The sequence below is a fragment of the Streptomyces sp. NPDC025638 genome (assembly GCF_055558775.1).
In genome coordinates, this window is the sequence record NZ_JBVHLX010000002.1 from 647,749 (window position 1) to 662,492 (window position 14,744).

Genomic DNA, 14,744 nt, shown 5'->3' on the forward strand with positions numbered 1-14,744 from the left:
ATGGTGCGCACCCCTCTCACCCCCGAAGAACGCGAACGCGGCGAGCGGTTCGGCCGGCTGCTGCGCGAGGCCCGCGGCGACCGGAGCATGACGGACGTCGCGGCCGAGGCGGGCATCTCGGCGGAGACACTCCGCAAGATCGAGACGGGCCGGGCTCCGACCCCGGCGTTCTTCACCATCGCGGCCCTCGCCCGCGCGCTCGGCCTGTCCATGGACGAGCTGGCGGAGCGGTGCGTCCCACTGGAGGTGTGAACGGACCCGGACCCGCCCACGGCGTCATGTATCACCAGGGAAAGGCGCCTGACAGTCACCCTGTGCGGCCGTCGCGGTGCCTGTCGTCATCACCGAAGTGTCGCCAGGGAGAGAGATCGGTGCACTCGCGCGGAAAACTCCCTGTAGCCGTCCCGTAACACGGCTCGTGTTTTCTACGGAGTCGGAGTGGCTCCGGTCTGGCGGGAGTTGGGCGATGGATGTGGATCAACTCCCCCGGCGGGTAGGGGAGTTCGTGAACTACCTGGACGGCCTGCTGGCGCGCCTGGATCAGCGTGGCGGCTGGTGCGGGGTGTTCTGGCAGCGTGATCCGGACGGCATGCAGGCCTGTCTCGAAGGGCGCGAGGTGCCCCCGTGGGACGTGGTGGACGCGCTGCTGCGGGACCTCGCGGCGGCATACGGCAGCGGGGCGGCCGGGGTGGAGGCGGAGCGGGCCCGGGCGTTGCACAGGGCCGCGCTCACCGCGTACGACGCCCGGCCGGGCGGCCGTGACGCCCTCGGGGACCGGCTCGACGTCATGCTCCGCGAGCAGCGGTACGCGGCCGAACGGCAGGCGGAACTGGGCCGGTTGCTCGCGTCCGTGACCACCCCGGAGGAGGCCGACGCCGTCCGGGTCGACCTGGCCTGGGCCCGCGACGACCATGAACGGGCGACGGCCCGGTGCGCCGAACTCCGCTCCCGCATGGCCGAATCGGACCGGCGGGGAGCCGACGGGGGCCCAGCCCCGTACGGCGACTCGGCCCCCGCACCCACCCCGCCCCCGGAGACCGTGCCGACGCCCATCCCCACCCCCACACCCGCTCCCACCCCCGCCAAGCAGCGCAAACGCCGCCGGGGCAGTGCCCGTTTCGCCGGGATGCCCGAGGGCGAGGCCGCACCCGCCGTCGTACCGCAGACCCCCGTGCCGTCGCCGCCCGCACCGGACGCCGCCGAGGGCCGGACCCCGCGAGGCGCCCGGTTCGCCGGGGCCGCCGAGCCGGTGGACCGGAGGCGGCCGAAGGCGGAGCCGCTGGACGCGGAGGCAACGCGGGCCGTCGCCGGGGCCGTGGCGACGATCGAGCGGCTGCGCGGAGAGGGCCGTACCGGCGAGGCGCACGCCCTGCTGGCCGAGATCGCCCACTGGCCCGCCCCCCGCCTCCCCCTGCTCGCCGCGGAACTGCAGCGCACCGGGCTCGGCGCCGACTGGGCGACCCTGCTCTGGGAGGCCGCCTCGCTGCCCGCCGGCCGACTGGTCGCCGCCGCCGACGCGCTGGTCGCGGCCGGTCGAGGCGAAGACGGACAGCAGATCCTGCGCCAGGGTGTCGTACGGCCCGCCACGGAGATAGGCGAGGCCGTGCTGGCGCTGGCCGCCGAGGGGCGGACCCGCGAGGTGCGTGCCCTGCTCGACGCGTACGTCCGTATGCGCACCCCGGAGGAGGCTGTCCGCAGCGTCACCCCCGACCCGCAGCGGCTCGTACCGCTCCTGCTGGAGGCCGCCCGGGGCGTCTCCGACGAGCGCCACTGGGACCTGGTCCACGCCCTCCGTGTGGCCGGTCGGTCCGCCTGATCGGGCCCGCGACTCACCCGCTGGAGTGTGAAACGTGATCGACTCCGCGGGTTAACGGCAATGGTCTTGGCAAGGCTCTCCCCGAGGCTTACGTTCGTCCCTCTACGGCCTGCGTCTACGGGCGTAGAGGCTCTGACGACCCGCCGAAGGAGCAGCTCATGGCCAACGTCGTACGTGCCGCCCTGGTCCAGGCCACCTGGACCGGCGACACCGAGTCCATGGTGGCGAAACACGAGGAGCACGCCCGCGAGGCGGCCCGCCGGGGTGCGAAGATCATCGGATTCCAGGAAGTCTTCAACGCCCCCTACTTCTGCCAGGTCCAGGAGCCGGAGCACTACCGCTGGGCCGAGCGGGTGCCCGACGGCCCGACCGTGCGCCGTATGCGGGAGCTCGCCCGCGAGACCGGCATGGTGATCGTGGTCCCCGTCTTCGAGGTCGAGCAGTCCGGCTTCTACTACAACACCGCCGCCGTGATCGACGCCGACGGAACCGTCCTCGGCAAGTACCGCAAGCACCACATCCCGCAGGTCAAGGGATTCTGGGAGAAGTACTACTTCAAGCCGGGCAACGTCGGCTGGCCCGTCTTCGACACCGCCGTGGGCAAGGTCGGCGTCTATATCTGCTACGACCGGCACTTCCCGGAGGGCTGGCGGCAACTCGGCCTCAACGGCGCGCAGTTGGTCTACAACCCGTCCGCCACCTCCCGCGGTCTGTCCGCCTACCTGTGGCAGCTGGAGCAGCCCGCGGCCGCCGTCGCCAACGAGTACTTCGTCGCCGCGATCAACCGGGTCGGGCAGGAGGAGTACGGGGACAACGACTTCTACGGCACGAGCTACTTCGTCGACCCGCGCGGGCAGTTCGTGGGCGAGACCGCCAGCGACAAGGCGGAGGAACTCCTCGTCCGCGACCTCGACTTCGACCTGATCGAGGAAGTCCGGCAGCAGTGGGCGTTCTACCGCGACCGGCGCCCCGACGCGTACGAAGGGCTGGTGCGGCCATGAGCGACCTCTACGACCGCCATCGCAACGTCCTCCCCGACTGGCTCGCCCTCTACTACGAGGACCCGCTCGAACTCACCCACGGCGAGGGCCGGTACGTCTGGGACGCCGACGGCAACCGGTACCTCGACTTCTTCGGCGGCATCCTCACCACGATGACCGCGCACGCACTGCCCGAAGTGACCAAGGCGGTGAGCGAGCAGGCCGGGCGGATCCTGCACTCCTCGACCCTCTACCTCAACCGGCCGATGGTCGAACTCGCCGAGCGCATCGCCCAGTTGAGCGGAATCCCGAACCCCCGCGTCTTCTTCACCACCTCCGGCACCGAAGCCAACGACACCGCACTGCTGCTCGCCACCACCCACCGGCGGAGCAACACGATCCTGGCGATGCGCAACAGCTACCACGGCCGCTCCTTCAGCGCGGTCGGCATCACCGGCAACCGCGGCTGGTCCCCGACCTCGCTGTCCCCGCTCCAGACGCTGTACGTCCACGGAGGCGTGCGCACGCGCGGCCCGTTCGCCGAGCTGAGCGACCCCGAGTTCATCGCGGCCTGTGTGGCGGACCTCAGGGACCTCCTCGGCCACACCCGTCCGCCGGCGGCGCTGATCGCCGAGCCCATCCAGGGCGTCGGCGGCTTCACCTCGCCGCCCGACGGGCTCTACGCGGCCTTCCGGCAGGTGCTCCAGGAGCAGGGCATCCTGTGGATCGCCGACGAGGTGCAGACCGGCTGGGGGCGCACCGGTGAGCACTTCTGGGGCTGGCAGGCACACGGCCGGAGCGGGCCGCCGGACATGCTCACCTTCGCCAAGGGCATCGGCAACGGCGCTTCCATCGGCGGGGTCGTCGCCCGCGCCGAGATCATGAACTGCCTCGACTCCAACAGCATTTCCACCTTCGGTGGCACCCAGATCACCATGGCCGCGGGGCTCGCCAACCTCAACTACCTCCTGGAACACGACCTCCAGGGCAACGCCCGGCGCGTCGGCGGACTGCTCATCGAGCGGCTGCGGGGCGTCGCCGCGCAGCTCCCCGGCGTACGGGAGGTGCGCGGACGAGGGCTGATGATCGGCGTCGAGCTGGTGCGGCCGGGTACCGACGAGGCCGACCCGCGGGCCGCCTCCGCGGTCCTGGAGGCGGCCCGTGAGGGCGGGCTGCTCATCGGCAAGGGCGGCGGGCACAACACCAGCGCGCTGCGCATCGCACCGCCGCTGTCGCTGACCGTCGCGGAGGCCGAGGAGGGCGCCACGATCCTCGAACGCGCTCTGAGGAGCACCTTCTAGCCCCGACCTGGACAAGGGAAGACCGGCATGACCACCACCTTGGAGCCCTGGGGAATCGCAGAGGCACCCGAACCCGCCCTGTCGGTCCGTCAGGTCCTCGGCCTGGAACGGGTACTGGCCGGAGAGCCCGAGGTGGTGGCCGGCGCCGGTCAGCTGGACCGGCTCGTGCGCTGGGTGCACGTGGCCGAGGCCGCCGACGTCGGTGTGATGCTCACCGGTGGCGAGATGGTGCTCACCACCGGGGTGCTGCTCGCCGGTGACGAGGCCAAGCAGGCCGAGTACATCCAGTCGCTGCACCGCGCGGAGGCCGCGGCCGTGGTGCTGGGCCTCGGCCGGGCGTTTCCGGCCCCGCCTGACGTGATGCGCCGGGCCGCCGAGCGGTGCGGGCTGCCCATGATCGTCCTGCACCGGCCCTTCCCCTTCGCCGAGCTGACGGAGGAGGTCCAGTCCCGGCTGGTTCGCCGGAAGTTCGCGGCCGTCAGCCTCTCGGAGTCCGTACGGACGGCCCTGACCGGGCTCATCACCGCGGGCGCCCCGCTGCAGCACCTGCTCGACGAGGTGGCCCAGCACAGCGGCTGTCCCGTCGTCGCCACCAACCTCGCCCATCGCGTCCTGGCCACCGCGGGCGAGCGGTCCGCGGTGGACGACGTGCTGCGCGACTGGGAGCGCATCGCCCGGCAGGCGGGCGGCAGCGAGGGTGACGGCTGGATCCGGGCCGAGCTGGGCGGACGCGGGGAACGCTGGGGGTGGATCGTGCTGTGCGGGTACCGGGGCGACACGGCGACCGGGCGGCTGCTCGCCGACCGGGCCGCCGAGGCGCTCGTCCTGCACCGCATGCTCGGCGACGGCTCCGCCCACACCTGGGAGGAGCAGTCGGCGCAGAGCCTGCTGACCGACCTGGTCTCCGGTGTCGTACCGGCCCGGCAACTGCTGCCCCGGGCCCGGGCCGCCGGACTGCCGGTCAACCGGCGGGCCTTCGTGCCCCTGGTCGTACGGGACTGTGAACCCGCCCAACTCGACCGTGTGCTGCGGATGCTGGGGCTTCCGGGGCTCGTCGCCGAACTCGCCGACGGTGCCACCGCCGTGCTGCTCAGCCTCGCCCGGGACCAGGACGCCCAGGCCCTCGCGGCGCACTTCGCGGCGCGGCTGCGCACCGAGGCCGATCAGGCCCGTACGGTCGTCGCCGCGGCCGGCCCGCGCACCGTCTGGGACGACGTCCCCGCCGGGCTGCGCGAGGCCCAGCATGTCGCCGACGCCGTCGCCGACTCCTCGGACGTCCTGGACCTTCCGGTCGTCGTACGCCTCAAGGACGTCCATCTGCGCGGTCTGGTCCGGCTGCTGCGCGACGACCCGCATGTGCAGTCCTTCGCGGAGCGGGAGCTGGACGGGCTGCTGTGCGATCCCGGCCAGGATCTGCTCGACGTGCTGCGGACGTACCTCGCCACGGGCCGCAACAAGTCCCGCACCGCCCAGCTCCACCATGTCTCCCGGCCCGCGCTCTACCGGCGGCTGGAGGCGATACAGACGCGGCTGGGCGTCGACCTCGACGACTTCGAGCAGGCGGCGTCGGTGCACATCGCGCTGCTCGCGCATGATGCGCAACAGGGCTGAAACAAACGATGACCTGGGAAAACGGCGGTGAAACATGGGGCGACGAAGTCGTGACACCGTGACACGCCGAACGCCCGCAGACGTGACACGCTGCAACTCAAAGCCTGCTTTCGGACTTTCTAGGCTCCTCGCACACCGAGCGACCGGAGGTCCCGATGAGCAGAGTGATCCGTGCCGCCCTCTTCCAGACCGCCTGGACCGGCGACAAGGAATCGATGATCCAGGTACACGAGCAGGCGGCCCGCGACGCGGCCGCGCAGGGTGCTCAGGTCCTGTGCTTCCAGGAGCTGTTCTACGGACCGTACTTCTGCCAGGTGCAGGACAAGGCCTTCTACGAGTACGCCGAGGGGATCCCCGACGGGCCGATCGTCAAGCGCTTCCAGGCACTGGCCAGGGAACTGGGCATCGTCCTCGTCCTGCCCATGTACGAGGAGGAGCAGCCGGGCGTCCTCTACAACACCGCGGCCGTGATCGACGCGGACGGCTCGTACCTCGGCAAGTACCGCAAGCACCACATCCCGCAGGTCCCCGGCTTCTGGGAGAAGTTCTACTTCCGTCCCGGCAACAGCGGCTGGCCCGTCTTCGACACCGCCGTCGGCCGGATCGGCGTCTACATCTGCTACGACCGCCACTTCCCGGAGGGCTGGCGCGCCCTGGGCCTCGCGGGCGCCGAGATCGTGTTCAACCCGTCGGCCACCTCGCGCGGACTCTCCCGCTATCTGTGGCAGCTGGAGCAGCCGGCGGCGGCCGTCGCCAACGAGTACTTCGTCGGTGCGATCAACCGGGTCGGTGTGGAGGACCTGGGCGACAACGACTTCTACGGCACGACCTACTTCGTCGACCCGGAGGCCCAGTTCGTCGGCGAGGTGGCGAGCGACAAGGAGACCGAACTCGTCGTCCGCGACCTGGACCTGGCCAAACTCCGCGAGGTCCGCGACCGCTGGCAGTTCTACCGGGACCGCCGTCCGGACGCGTACGGCCCGCTGACCGCTCCGTAACCGGCCGGCACGTCCGCCGGTCCGGTGCACGGGGGCCGGACCGGCGGCACCGACCGACCTGCACCACACCAGTGTTGAACACGGTAGGAGAGGGAGAATGAGCAGCCGTACCGTCATCCGCGACGGTCTCGTCATCACCGCGTCCGACGAGATCCACGCCGACGTCCTGATCGAGGACGGCCGTATCGCCGCCCTCGCCGCCTCCGGCACCCCGGCCGCCGAGGCCTTCACCGCCGACCGGGTCATCGACGCGACCGGGAAGTACGTGATCCCGGGCGGGGTCGACGCCCACACCCACATGGAGCTGCCGTTCGGCGGCACCTTCGCCTCCGACACCTTCGAGACCGGCACCCGGGCGGCCGCCTGGGGCGGTACGACCACGATCGTCGACTTCGCCGTGCAGAGCGTCGGCCACACCCTGCGCGAGGGCCTCGACACCTGGCACGCCAAGGCCGAGGGCAACTGCGCGATCGACTACGGCTTCCACATGATCGTCTCCGACGTGAACCAGGAGACGCTCAAGGAGATGGACCTGCTGGTCGAGGAGGGCGTCACCTCCTTCAAGCAGTTCATGGCCTACCCCGGCGTCTTCTACAGCGACGACGGCCAGATCCTGCGCGCCATGCAGCGCTCCGCCGACAACGGCGGCCTGATCATGATGCACGCGGAGAACGGCATCGCGATCGACGTCCTGGTCGAACAGGCCCTGGCGCGCGGCGAGACCGACCCGCGCTACCACGGCGAGGTGCGCAAGGCCCTCCTGGAGGCGGAGGCCACCCACCGTGCGATCCGGCTCGCCCAGGTCGCCGGCGCGCCCCTGTACGTCGTCCACGTCTCGGCGACGGAGGCGGTCGCCGAACTGGCCCGGGCGCGTGACGAGGGGCTGAACGTCTTCGGTGAGACCTGTCCGCAGTATCTGTTCCTGTCGACGGACAACCTGGCCGAGCCCGACTTCGAGGGCGCCAAGTACGTGTGCAGCACCCCGCTGCGGCCCAAGGAGCACCAGGCCCAGCTCTGGAAGGGCCTCAGGACCAACGACCTGCAGGTGGTCTCCACCGACCACTGCCCCTTCTGCTTCGTGGGCCAGAAGGAGCTCGGCCGCGGCGACTTCTCCAAGATCCCCAACGGCCTTCCGGGCGTCGAGAACCGCATGGACCTGCTCCACCAGGCCGTCGTCGACGGGCACATCTCCCGCCGCCGCTGGATCGAGATCGCCTGCGCCACCCCGGCCCGTATGTTCGGCATGTACCCCAAGAAGGGCACCATCGCCCCGGGCGCCGACGCCGACATCGTCATCTACGACCCGCACGCCGAGCAGATCGTGTCCGCCGAGACGCACCACATGAACGTCGACTACTCGGCCTACGAGGGCAGGCGCCTCACCGGCCGCGTGGAGACCGTGCTCTCGCGCGGCGAACTCGTCATCACCGAGCGGGAGTACACCGGACACGCCGGTCACGGCGTCTACACGCCCCGCTCCACCTGTCAGTACCTCAACTAGGAGTGGCGCCCATGGACTTCGGACTCGTCCTGCAGACCGACCCGCCGGCCTCCCGTGTCATCAGCCTGATGCAGCGGGCCGAGCGCAACGGCTTCACCTACGGCTGGACCTTCGACTCCGCCGTGCTGTGGCAGGAGCCGTTCGTGATCTACAGCCAGATCCTCTCGAACACCTCGAAGCTGACGGTCGGCCCGATGGTCACCAACCCGGGCACCCGCACCTGGGAGGTCACCGCCTCCACCTTCGCCACGCTCAACGACATGTTCGGCAACCGCACGGTGTGCGGCATCGGCCGCGGCGACTCGGCGATGCGGGTCGCGGGCCGCAAGCCCAACACCCTGGCCCGGATCAGCGAGGCCATGAAGGTCATCCGCGCGCTGGGCCGCGGCGACGAGGCCGACCTCGGCGGCGCGGTGGTGAGGTTCCCGTGGATCAAGCCGGGCGCCGAAGTCCCCGTGTGGATGGCCGCGTACGGCCCCAAGGCGCTGAAGATGACCGGTGAGGAGGCCGACGGCTTCATCCTCCAGCTGGCGGACCTCTATCTGACCGAGTACATGGTCAAGGCCGTGAAGGACGCGGCGGTGGCCGCCGGACGCGACCCGTCCGAGGTGAGGATCTGCGTCGCCGCCCCCGCGTACGTCACCGAGGACGACTCGCCCGAGGCGCTCGCCCACGCCCGCGACCAGTGCCGCTGGTTCGGCGGAATGGTCGGCAACCACGTGGCCGACCTGGTCTCCAAGTACGGCGAGCACTCCGCCCAGGTGCCCGACGAACTCACCGACTACATCAAGTCACGCGAGGGGTACGACTACGCGCACCACGGGCGCAGCGACAACCCCGACACGGAGTTCGTGCCCGACGAGATCGTCGACCGGTTCTGCCTCATCGGGCCGGCCGGGAAGCACATCGAGAAGCTTGAGGCACTGCGCGAGCTGGGCGTCGACCAGTTCGCGGTGTACGACATGCACGACGCACAGGAAACCACCATCGACGCCTACGGCGCGCAGGTGATCCCGGCCCTCAACGGCTGACCGTCCCCCTTCCCCGCGATCTCCCCCTTCCCGCTCTCCGGGGAAGGGGGCCAAGGGCGCTCCCTGTTCCTGTGTCATCGGGCGCGCACCCCCCTCGGACCCGCACGGCCTCTCCCGTCCCACCTCCTCCGATTGGCCTGCCCATGACCGATACCGCTCCCACAGCGATACCGTTGACCGCTCAAGTCACCCTCGCCGACGGCCGGGTGGAGATAGCCCCCGGTGCGCCGCAGCCCAGCGGCCCGTACGCCAACGAGGACCTGCTCCCGGTCCCCGTCTCGCGGCGCACCTGGACCACGTACAACTTCTCCGCGCTGTGGGTCGGCATGGCCCACAACACGGCCTCCTGGACCCTGGCCTCCGGGCTCATCGCGGTGGGCATGGACTGGAAGCAGGCCGTGTTCACCATCGCGCTGGCCAATGTGATCGTGCTGGTCCCGATGCTGCTGACCGGGCACGCGGGCCCGAAGTACGGCATCCCCTTCCCGGTCTTCGCCCGCGCCAGCTTCGGCGTCCGCGGCGCCAACCTCCCCGCCGTCGTACGGGCGTTGGTGGCGTGCGGCTGGTTCGGCATCCAGACCTGGATCGGCGGCGAGGCCATCTACTTCCTGGCCGGGAAGCTGATCGGCGACAGCTGGACGGGCGCCTCGACGATCGGCGGCTACGCCTGGACCATGTGGCTGTCGTTCGCGATCTTCTGGGTGATCCAGGTCGCGATCATCTACCGGGGCATGGAGACGATCCGCCGCTTCGAGAACTGGGCCGCGCCCTTCGTGCTGGTCGGCGCGTTCGTGATGCTGGTCTGGATGAGCGACAAGGCGGGCGGCGTCGGACCCCTCTTCGACCAGCCCTCCCAGCTCGGCTGGGGCGGGGACTTCTGGAAGCTGTTCTGGCCCTCCCTGATGGGCATGATCGGCTTCTGGTCCACGCTGTCCCTGAACATCCCGGACTTCACCCGTTACGGCAAGAGCCAGAAGGCGCAGACGTGGGGTCAGGCCCTCGGTCTGCCGACGACGATGACCCTGTTCGCCTTCCTCTCCGTGCTGGTCACGTCCGGTTCGCAGGCCGTGTACGGCAAGCCGGTGTGGGACCCGGTCCAGCTGGCCGCCAAGACCGACAACGTGGTGGGTCTGCTGTACGCCCTGGTCACCGTCCTGGTGGCGACGCTGTCCGTGAACATCGCGGCCAACCTGGTCTCGCCCGCGTTCGACTTCTCCAACATCGCGCCCCGGAGGATCAGTTTCCGCACCGGAGCCCTCGCCACCTGTGTCCTCGGTGTGCTGATCTTCCCCTGGAAGCTGTACTCCGACCCGCAGGGCTACATCTTCACCTGGCTCGGGCTGGTCGGCGGTCTGCTCGGCACGGTAGCGGGCATCCTCATCGCCGACTACTGGATCCTGCGCCGCACCCGCCTCGACCTCACCGACCTGTACCGCTCCGGTGGGCGCTACTGGTACGCGGGCGGCTGGAACTGGCGCGCGGTCGCGGCCTTCCTGGCCGGCGGTGTGCTGGCCGTCGGCGGCGCCAGTTTCAAGCCGCTGATCGACGGCAGACCCATTCCGGCGCTCTCCTCCCTGGCCGACTACGGCTGGGCGGTCGGTCTTGGCACGTCACTCGTGCTGTATCTGACGCTGATGCTGCTGACCGGCGGCCGGAAGGAGGAGGCCGCCGGCTGACGGCGAACGCTCCGGCGCGGAGGGCGGTCAGTTCTTCTGGCCGCCCTCCAGTGCCGCGACCGCGTCCTTGGCGGCCTTGATGGCGCCCTTGTTGATCACGTCCGAGTCGGGTGCCTTCTTCGTCTCGAAGTCACTGCCGTTGTACGTGACGACGACGAGCGCGTTGGAGACACGGGCGATCACCACGCCCTCGCGCGTCTGCTGTTTGTCCTCCGTGGTCACGTTCACCACGGAGTAGGCCGAGTCGCCCAGGCCCGGAACATCCCCTCCGCCGCTTTTCTCCCCGATGCGATTCTTGTACTGCTTCTGTGCTATTTCGTCGGAGTCGGCTATCTCGTAGGAGACATCGAGCCAGCGGTAGTCGTACCCCTTGAGCGCGTTCCAGGAGCAGGTGCGGCGCAGCTTCGTGTCCGTCGACGGGATCTCCTTGCCGGCCGTCTTGGCCCCCGGCACCAGGGAGTTGATGGTCTTGACCGCCACGCTGGTGCAGGGCGCGGGCGCCCCGGCGAAGCTCTTCGACACCGCCTTCGACGACGGGGCGGTGGGCGACTGGGTGGCCGTCTTCTGGTCCGACCGGTGCTCGGCCGCCGGTGTCGCGGCGAACGGACCGGACGCCAGCGCCCAGCCTGCCGTGGCGAGCACGGCGACCGGCGACAGACGTGCGGTCAGAGCGAGCGGCAGAGGAAGATCACGCACGGGCGCACTTCTCGTGGGGGAGGGGGGCGGAGGGAGTCCACACTGCGGACGGGACGCCAGTGTCACACGACTCTCTGTGAGGCGGTAGTGAAAACTCGCTCCGTGCCTGCGTGGTGACGCTGGAGTGTTGACGGGCCGGGTGACCCGGCGTCGGCGAGTTCATGGGCGGCGTTCGAGAGCGAGGGCGCTTTCGATGCGGTCGACGGCGGCGAACGCGCCATATGCGACGAGATGCACCAGACAGTGGTCGGTGTGCTCCGGACGGCGCCAGGCCGCCACGTCCTCGCCCGTGACCCGGTACGGCGCCAGGGCCGCAAGCAGCGCCAGGCGTGCGGCCGGACGCTCGGCACGGTCGGGCAGGGCGGGCCAGGCGAGCGGTGGGTGCGAGCCGTCCCAGACGCGCACGGTGTCGCGTACGAGGGCCCGGTCCTCGGCGTCGAGGAGGCCCGCGCCCGCGGCGGCGGCCGTGCGCAGGGCGGAGTAGGCGGGGCCCACGGCCGTCCCCGCCGCCCAGTCGGGGCCGGGGCCGGGGTCGTCGAGCAGCGGGAGCGCGGCACCGGGACGGGCGGTGCGGCGCACGGTCCTGGCCATCGTGCGGCCCGCCAGGCTCCGTACCGGGCGCAGCCGTTGGGCGCCGGCCGGGAGCAGATTCTCGGTCAGCAGGGCCGACACGATGCGATTGATGAAGTGGAACGCCAGCGCCGTGCCCAGATAGGCGGGGGCGTGCTCGCGCGGGAACGGGAACGGCTCCAGGTCGGCGCCCGGGACACGGGTGCGCTGCCCCCAGTCCAGCACGCGCGCGTGCTCCTCGTTCTCCGGTGTCCGCCCGCGCGCCAGTTGCTCGGCGAGCGCGTGGTCTCCGGTGGCGTGCAGCAGCACGGTGTGCGCGTCCACGCAGAAGGGGCACCGGTTGGCGAGCGACACCCCGAGGGCGGCCAGCTCCTTGCCGGTACGGCTGCCGGGACCGGCGATGAGCGACTCGCGCAACAGCGCCCAGGCCGGGGCGAGGAGTTCGGGTGCGGAGGACAGGGCGACGAAGGTGACCGGTTTGTCGATGCCGAAGTCCAGGGCGAGTTGCGCGTACACCTCGGCGACGCGGCCGGTGGCGGACCTGGGCGGTGGCGGCTGGGTGAAACGGAAGGCTGTGGACATGGGCAGCAGAGTGCAACGCGGGGGCGGCTCCGGTCGTCGTACGCCCGAAGACAGCCTGCGCTGCGCCCGAAGGGCCCGGTGGCGTCGTGGACTACTGCCGGGGGAGTAGTCCGGGTTCCGTCCACAGGGCCGACGCGGCTGTCGGCGGGGACGTCTAGGGTGCGGACATGGGCGGGCCAATGGTCACACGCAGGCGTCTCGCCGACGCGGCCCTCGCGGTCGTGGTCGGGGTTCTCGTCGTGACCACGGCCGCCTTCGACACGGGCACGACGGCCGTCGACTACGCGCTGCTCGCGGTCGGTTGCGCGGCTCTGGCCTGCTATCGCGCCGCACCGCGCGCGGTGCTGGCCGTGACGACGGCGACCGGCACGGCGTACGTCCTGCACGCCCACCCGGGGCCGCTCGCGGCCCTGCCGGTCCTGGGCGCCGTGCACACGGCCGCGCGGGCCGGGCACCGGGGCCTCGCGGGCGCGGCCGGCGCGGTGTTCCTCGCCGGGTACGTGGCGACGGAGCCCGGGACCCGGGCCGTCGTCGAGCGGGCCGCGCTGCTCACCGGGTGGTTCCTGTGCGCGGTGGTGACGGGCCTGGCCGACCGCAACTGGCAGGCCTATCTGCGCCAGACGGAACAGCGCGCCCAGGAGGCCGAGCGCACCAGGGAGGAAGCGGCGCTGCGCCGGGCCGGAGAGGAACGACTGCGCATCGCAAGGGAGTTGCACGACTCGCTCACCCACAGCATCTCCATCGTGAAACTCCAGGCGGGCGTCGCGGTGCACCTGGCACGCAAGCGCGGCGAGGAGGTGCCGCCCGCGCTGCTCGCCATCCAGGAGGCCAGCGGTGAGGCCATGCGCGAGCTGCGCGCCACGCTGGAGGTGCTGCGCACCGACGAGCCGACCGGCACACCCGCGCTGCTCGTGGAGCGCGCCCGGGCGGCCGGCCTCGCCGTCGACCTGACGGTGACCGGCGACGAACGCCCGCTGCCGACGGCCGTCGACCGGGCCGTGTACCGGATCGTCCAGGAGGCCCTCACCAACGCGGCACGGCACGCCGGACCGGCCCGGATCCGGGTCGGACTCGACCACGGGGAGCGGGAGTTGACGGTGCGCGTGGACGACGACGGCAAGAACTGCGACCCGGCCGGCCCACCGCCACCGGGCACCGGTCTCACGGGCATGCGGGAACGCGTCACGGCCCTCGGTGGCACCCTGCACGCCGCCCCGCGCGCGGAGGGCGGCTTCTCGGTGTGCGCGCGGCTGCCGCTGGGGGAGCCGGGATGAACCCGCTGATCAGAGTGGCCCTGGTGGACGACCAGGCACTGATGCGCGCCGGATTCCGGGCCCTCCTGGACGCCGAGGAGGGCATCGAGGTGGTGGGCGAGGCGGCCGACGGACACCAGGGCCTGGAGCTGATCCGGGCACAGGTGCCCGACGTCGCCCTGATCGACGTCCAGATGCCGGTGATGACGGGCATCGAGGCGACCCGGCACATCGCCGCCGACCCGGCCCTGTCCGCCGTCCGGGTGATCATCCTCACCAACTACGGCCTCGACGAGTACGTCTTCGAGGCCCTGCGCGCGGGCGCCGGGGGCTTCCTCCTCAAGGACACCGAACCGGCGGACCTGCTCCAGGCCATCGAGGTGGTCGCCCGTGGCGAGGCCCTGCTCTCCCCGTCGATCACCCGCACCTTGATCGGCGAGTTCGTCTCCCGTCCGCCGGACCGCGCCAGTGCTCCCGGCCTGGAGCACCTCACCCGCCGGGAACGCGAGGTCACCGCGCTGGCCGCCCGCGGCCTCAGCAACGAGGAGATCGCCGCCCACATGGTCATCAGCCCCTTCACCGCGAAGACCCACATCAGCCGCGCGATGACAAAGCTGGGCGCCCGGGACCGAGCCCAACTGGTGGTGTTCGCCTACGAGTCGGGCCTGGTGACGGCACGCGGCCGGACCTGACCCCGCGCTGTCTCAAAGTCGTCAGGGACGGATCACC

Annotated in this window: 13 protein-coding genes; 11 read left to right on the plus strand and 2 right to left on the minus strand. The window is 71.2% G+C overall.

The window, feature by feature from the left end; all coding sequences use genetic code 11:
* The 9 genes from ACZ4EG_RS07110 (at position 1) to ACZ4EG_RS07150 (ending at position 10,914) form a co-directional block, all read left to right on the plus strand.
* A complete protein-coding gene (locus ACZ4EG_RS07110) occupies positions 1-252 on the plus strand; it encodes a helix-turn-helix domain-containing protein (RefSeq protein WP_453556355.1) in 252 nt (83 codons plus the stop codon).
* 214 nt (positions 253-466) lie between these two features.
* On the plus strand, positions 467-1,816 hold the full coding sequence (locus ACZ4EG_RS07115) for a hypothetical protein (protein ID WP_467789862.1): 1,350 nt from the start codon (positions 467-469) through the stop codon (positions 1,814-1,816).
* A 158-nt stretch (positions 1,817-1,974) separates the two neighbouring features.
* A complete protein-coding gene (locus ACZ4EG_RS07120; RefSeq protein ID WP_467789863.1) occupies positions 1,975-2,817 on the plus strand; it encodes a nitrilase-related carbon-nitrogen hydrolase in 843 nt (280 codons plus the stop codon).
* Positions 2,814-4,097, plus strand: a complete 1,284-nt coding sequence (locus tag ACZ4EG_RS07125) for an aspartate aminotransferase family protein (protein WP_453556347.1) — start codon at positions 2,814-2,816, stop codon at positions 4,095-4,097. Before ACZ4EG_RS07120 ends, ACZ4EG_RS07125 begins: the two co-directional genes overlap by 4 nt.
* Before the next feature lie 27 nt (positions 4,098-4,124).
* Positions 4,125-5,708, plus strand: a complete 1,584-nt coding sequence (locus ACZ4EG_RS07130) for a PucR family transcriptional regulator (protein ID WP_453556345.1) — start codon at positions 4,125-4,127, stop codon at positions 5,706-5,708.
* A gap of 155 nt (positions 5,709-5,863) precedes the next feature.
* The gene (locus tag ACZ4EG_RS07135) at positions 5,864-6,706 is read left to right on the plus strand and encodes a nitrilase-related carbon-nitrogen hydrolase (RefSeq protein ID WP_453556342.1); all 843 of its coding nucleotides are present in this window, start codon (positions 5,864-5,866) and stop codon (positions 6,704-6,706) included.
* Positions 6,707-6,803: 97 nt separating this feature from the next.
* The gene (gene hydA / locus ACZ4EG_RS07140; protein WP_467789864.1) at positions 6,804-8,207 is read left to right on the plus strand and encodes a dihydropyrimidinase; all 1,404 of its coding nucleotides are present in this window, start codon (positions 6,804-6,806) and stop codon (positions 8,205-8,207) included.
* An 11-nt stretch (positions 8,208-8,218) separates the two neighbouring features.
* Complete coding sequence (locus ACZ4EG_RS07145; protein WP_467789865.1) at positions 8,219-9,238, plus strand: TIGR03842 family LLM class F420-dependent oxidoreductase; 1,020 nt, start codon at positions 8,219-8,221, stop codon at positions 9,236-9,238.
* Between the two features lie 143 nt (positions 9,239-9,381).
* Entirely contained in the window at positions 9,382-10,914 is a 1,533-nt protein-coding gene (locus tag ACZ4EG_RS07150) for an NCS1 family nucleobase:cation symporter-1 (protein ID WP_467789866.1), read from the plus strand.
* 27 nt (positions 10,915-10,941) lie between these two features.
* On the opposite strand, the gene ACZ4EG_RS07155 is transcribed toward ACZ4EG_RS07150, so the two are convergent.
* Positions 10,942-11,610 (minus strand): hypothetical protein, encoded by a 669-nt coding sequence (locus ACZ4EG_RS07155; RefSeq protein ID WP_453556332.1) that lies wholly within the window; start codon positions 11,608-11,610, stop codon positions 10,942-10,944.
* Positions 11,611-11,769: 159 nt separating this feature from the next.
* Positions 11,770-12,762: a carboxymuconolactone decarboxylase family protein gene (locus tag ACZ4EG_RS07160; RefSeq protein WP_467789867.1), complete on the minus strand. Its 993-nt coding sequence runs from the start codon at positions 12,760-12,762 to the stop codon at positions 11,770-11,772.
* A 167-nt stretch (positions 12,763-12,929) separates the two neighbouring features.
* Between ACZ4EG_RS07160 and ACZ4EG_RS07165 the strand changes: the two genes are divergently transcribed.
* Complete coding sequence (locus tag ACZ4EG_RS07165; RefSeq protein ID WP_467789868.1) at positions 12,930-14,036, plus strand: sensor histidine kinase; 1,107 nt, start codon at positions 12,930-12,932, stop codon at positions 14,034-14,036.
* Complete coding sequence (locus ACZ4EG_RS07170) at positions 14,033-14,707, plus strand: response regulator (protein WP_390707121.1); 675 nt, start codon at positions 14,033-14,035, stop codon at positions 14,705-14,707. Before ACZ4EG_RS07165 ends, ACZ4EG_RS07170 begins: the two co-directional genes overlap by 4 nt.
* Positions 14,708-14,744 lie beyond the last annotated feature (37 nt).

What these genes read in the sequence shown, in the direction of transcription:
- ACZ4EG_RS07165 (WP_467789868.1), top strand. Translation starts at nt 12,930, where the DNA reads ATGGGCGGGCCAATGGTCACACGCAGGCGTCTCGCCGACGCGGCCCTC.
- ACZ4EG_RS07115 (WP_467789862.1), top strand. Translation starts at nt 467, where the DNA reads ATGGATGTGGATCAACTCCCCCGGCGGGTAGGGGAGTTCGTGAACTAC.
- ACZ4EG_RS07130 (WP_453556345.1), top strand. Translation starts at nt 4,125, where the DNA reads ATGACCACCACCTTGGAGCCCTGGGGAATCGCAGAGGCACCCGAACCC.
- ACZ4EG_RS07170 (WP_390707121.1), top strand. Translation starts at nt 14,033, where the DNA reads ATGAACCCGCTGATCAGAGTGGCCCTGGTGGACGACCAGGCACTGATG.
- ACZ4EG_RS07110 (WP_453556355.1), top strand. Translation starts at nt 1, where the DNA reads ATGGTGCGCACCCCTCTCACCCCCGAAGAACGCGAACGCGGCGAGCGG.
- ACZ4EG_RS07120 (WP_467789863.1), top strand. Translation starts at nt 1,975, where the DNA reads ATGGCCAACGTCGTACGTGCCGCCCTGGTCCAGGCCACCTGGACCGGC.
- ACZ4EG_RS07150 (WP_467789866.1), top strand. Translation starts at nt 9,382, where the DNA reads ATGACCGATACCGCTCCCACAGCGATACCGTTGACCGCTCAAGTCACC.
- hydA (WP_467789864.1), top strand. Translation starts at nt 6,804, where the DNA reads ATGAGCAGCCGTACCGTCATCCGCGACGGTCTCGTCATCACCGCGTCC.
- ACZ4EG_RS07145 (WP_467789865.1), top strand. Translation starts at nt 8,219, where the DNA reads ATGGACTTCGGACTCGTCCTGCAGACCGACCCGCCGGCCTCCCGTGTC.
- ACZ4EG_RS07125 (WP_453556347.1), top strand. Translation starts at nt 2,814, where the DNA reads ATGAGCGACCTCTACGACCGCCATCGCAACGTCCTCCCCGACTGGCTC.
- ACZ4EG_RS07135 (WP_453556342.1), top strand. Translation starts at nt 5,864, where the DNA reads ATGAGCAGAGTGATCCGTGCCGCCCTCTTCCAGACCGCCTGGACCGGC.
- ACZ4EG_RS07160 (WP_467789867.1), bottom strand. Translation starts at nt 12,762, where the DNA reads ATGTCCACAGCCTTCCGTTTCACCCAGCCGCCACCGCCCAGGTCCGCC.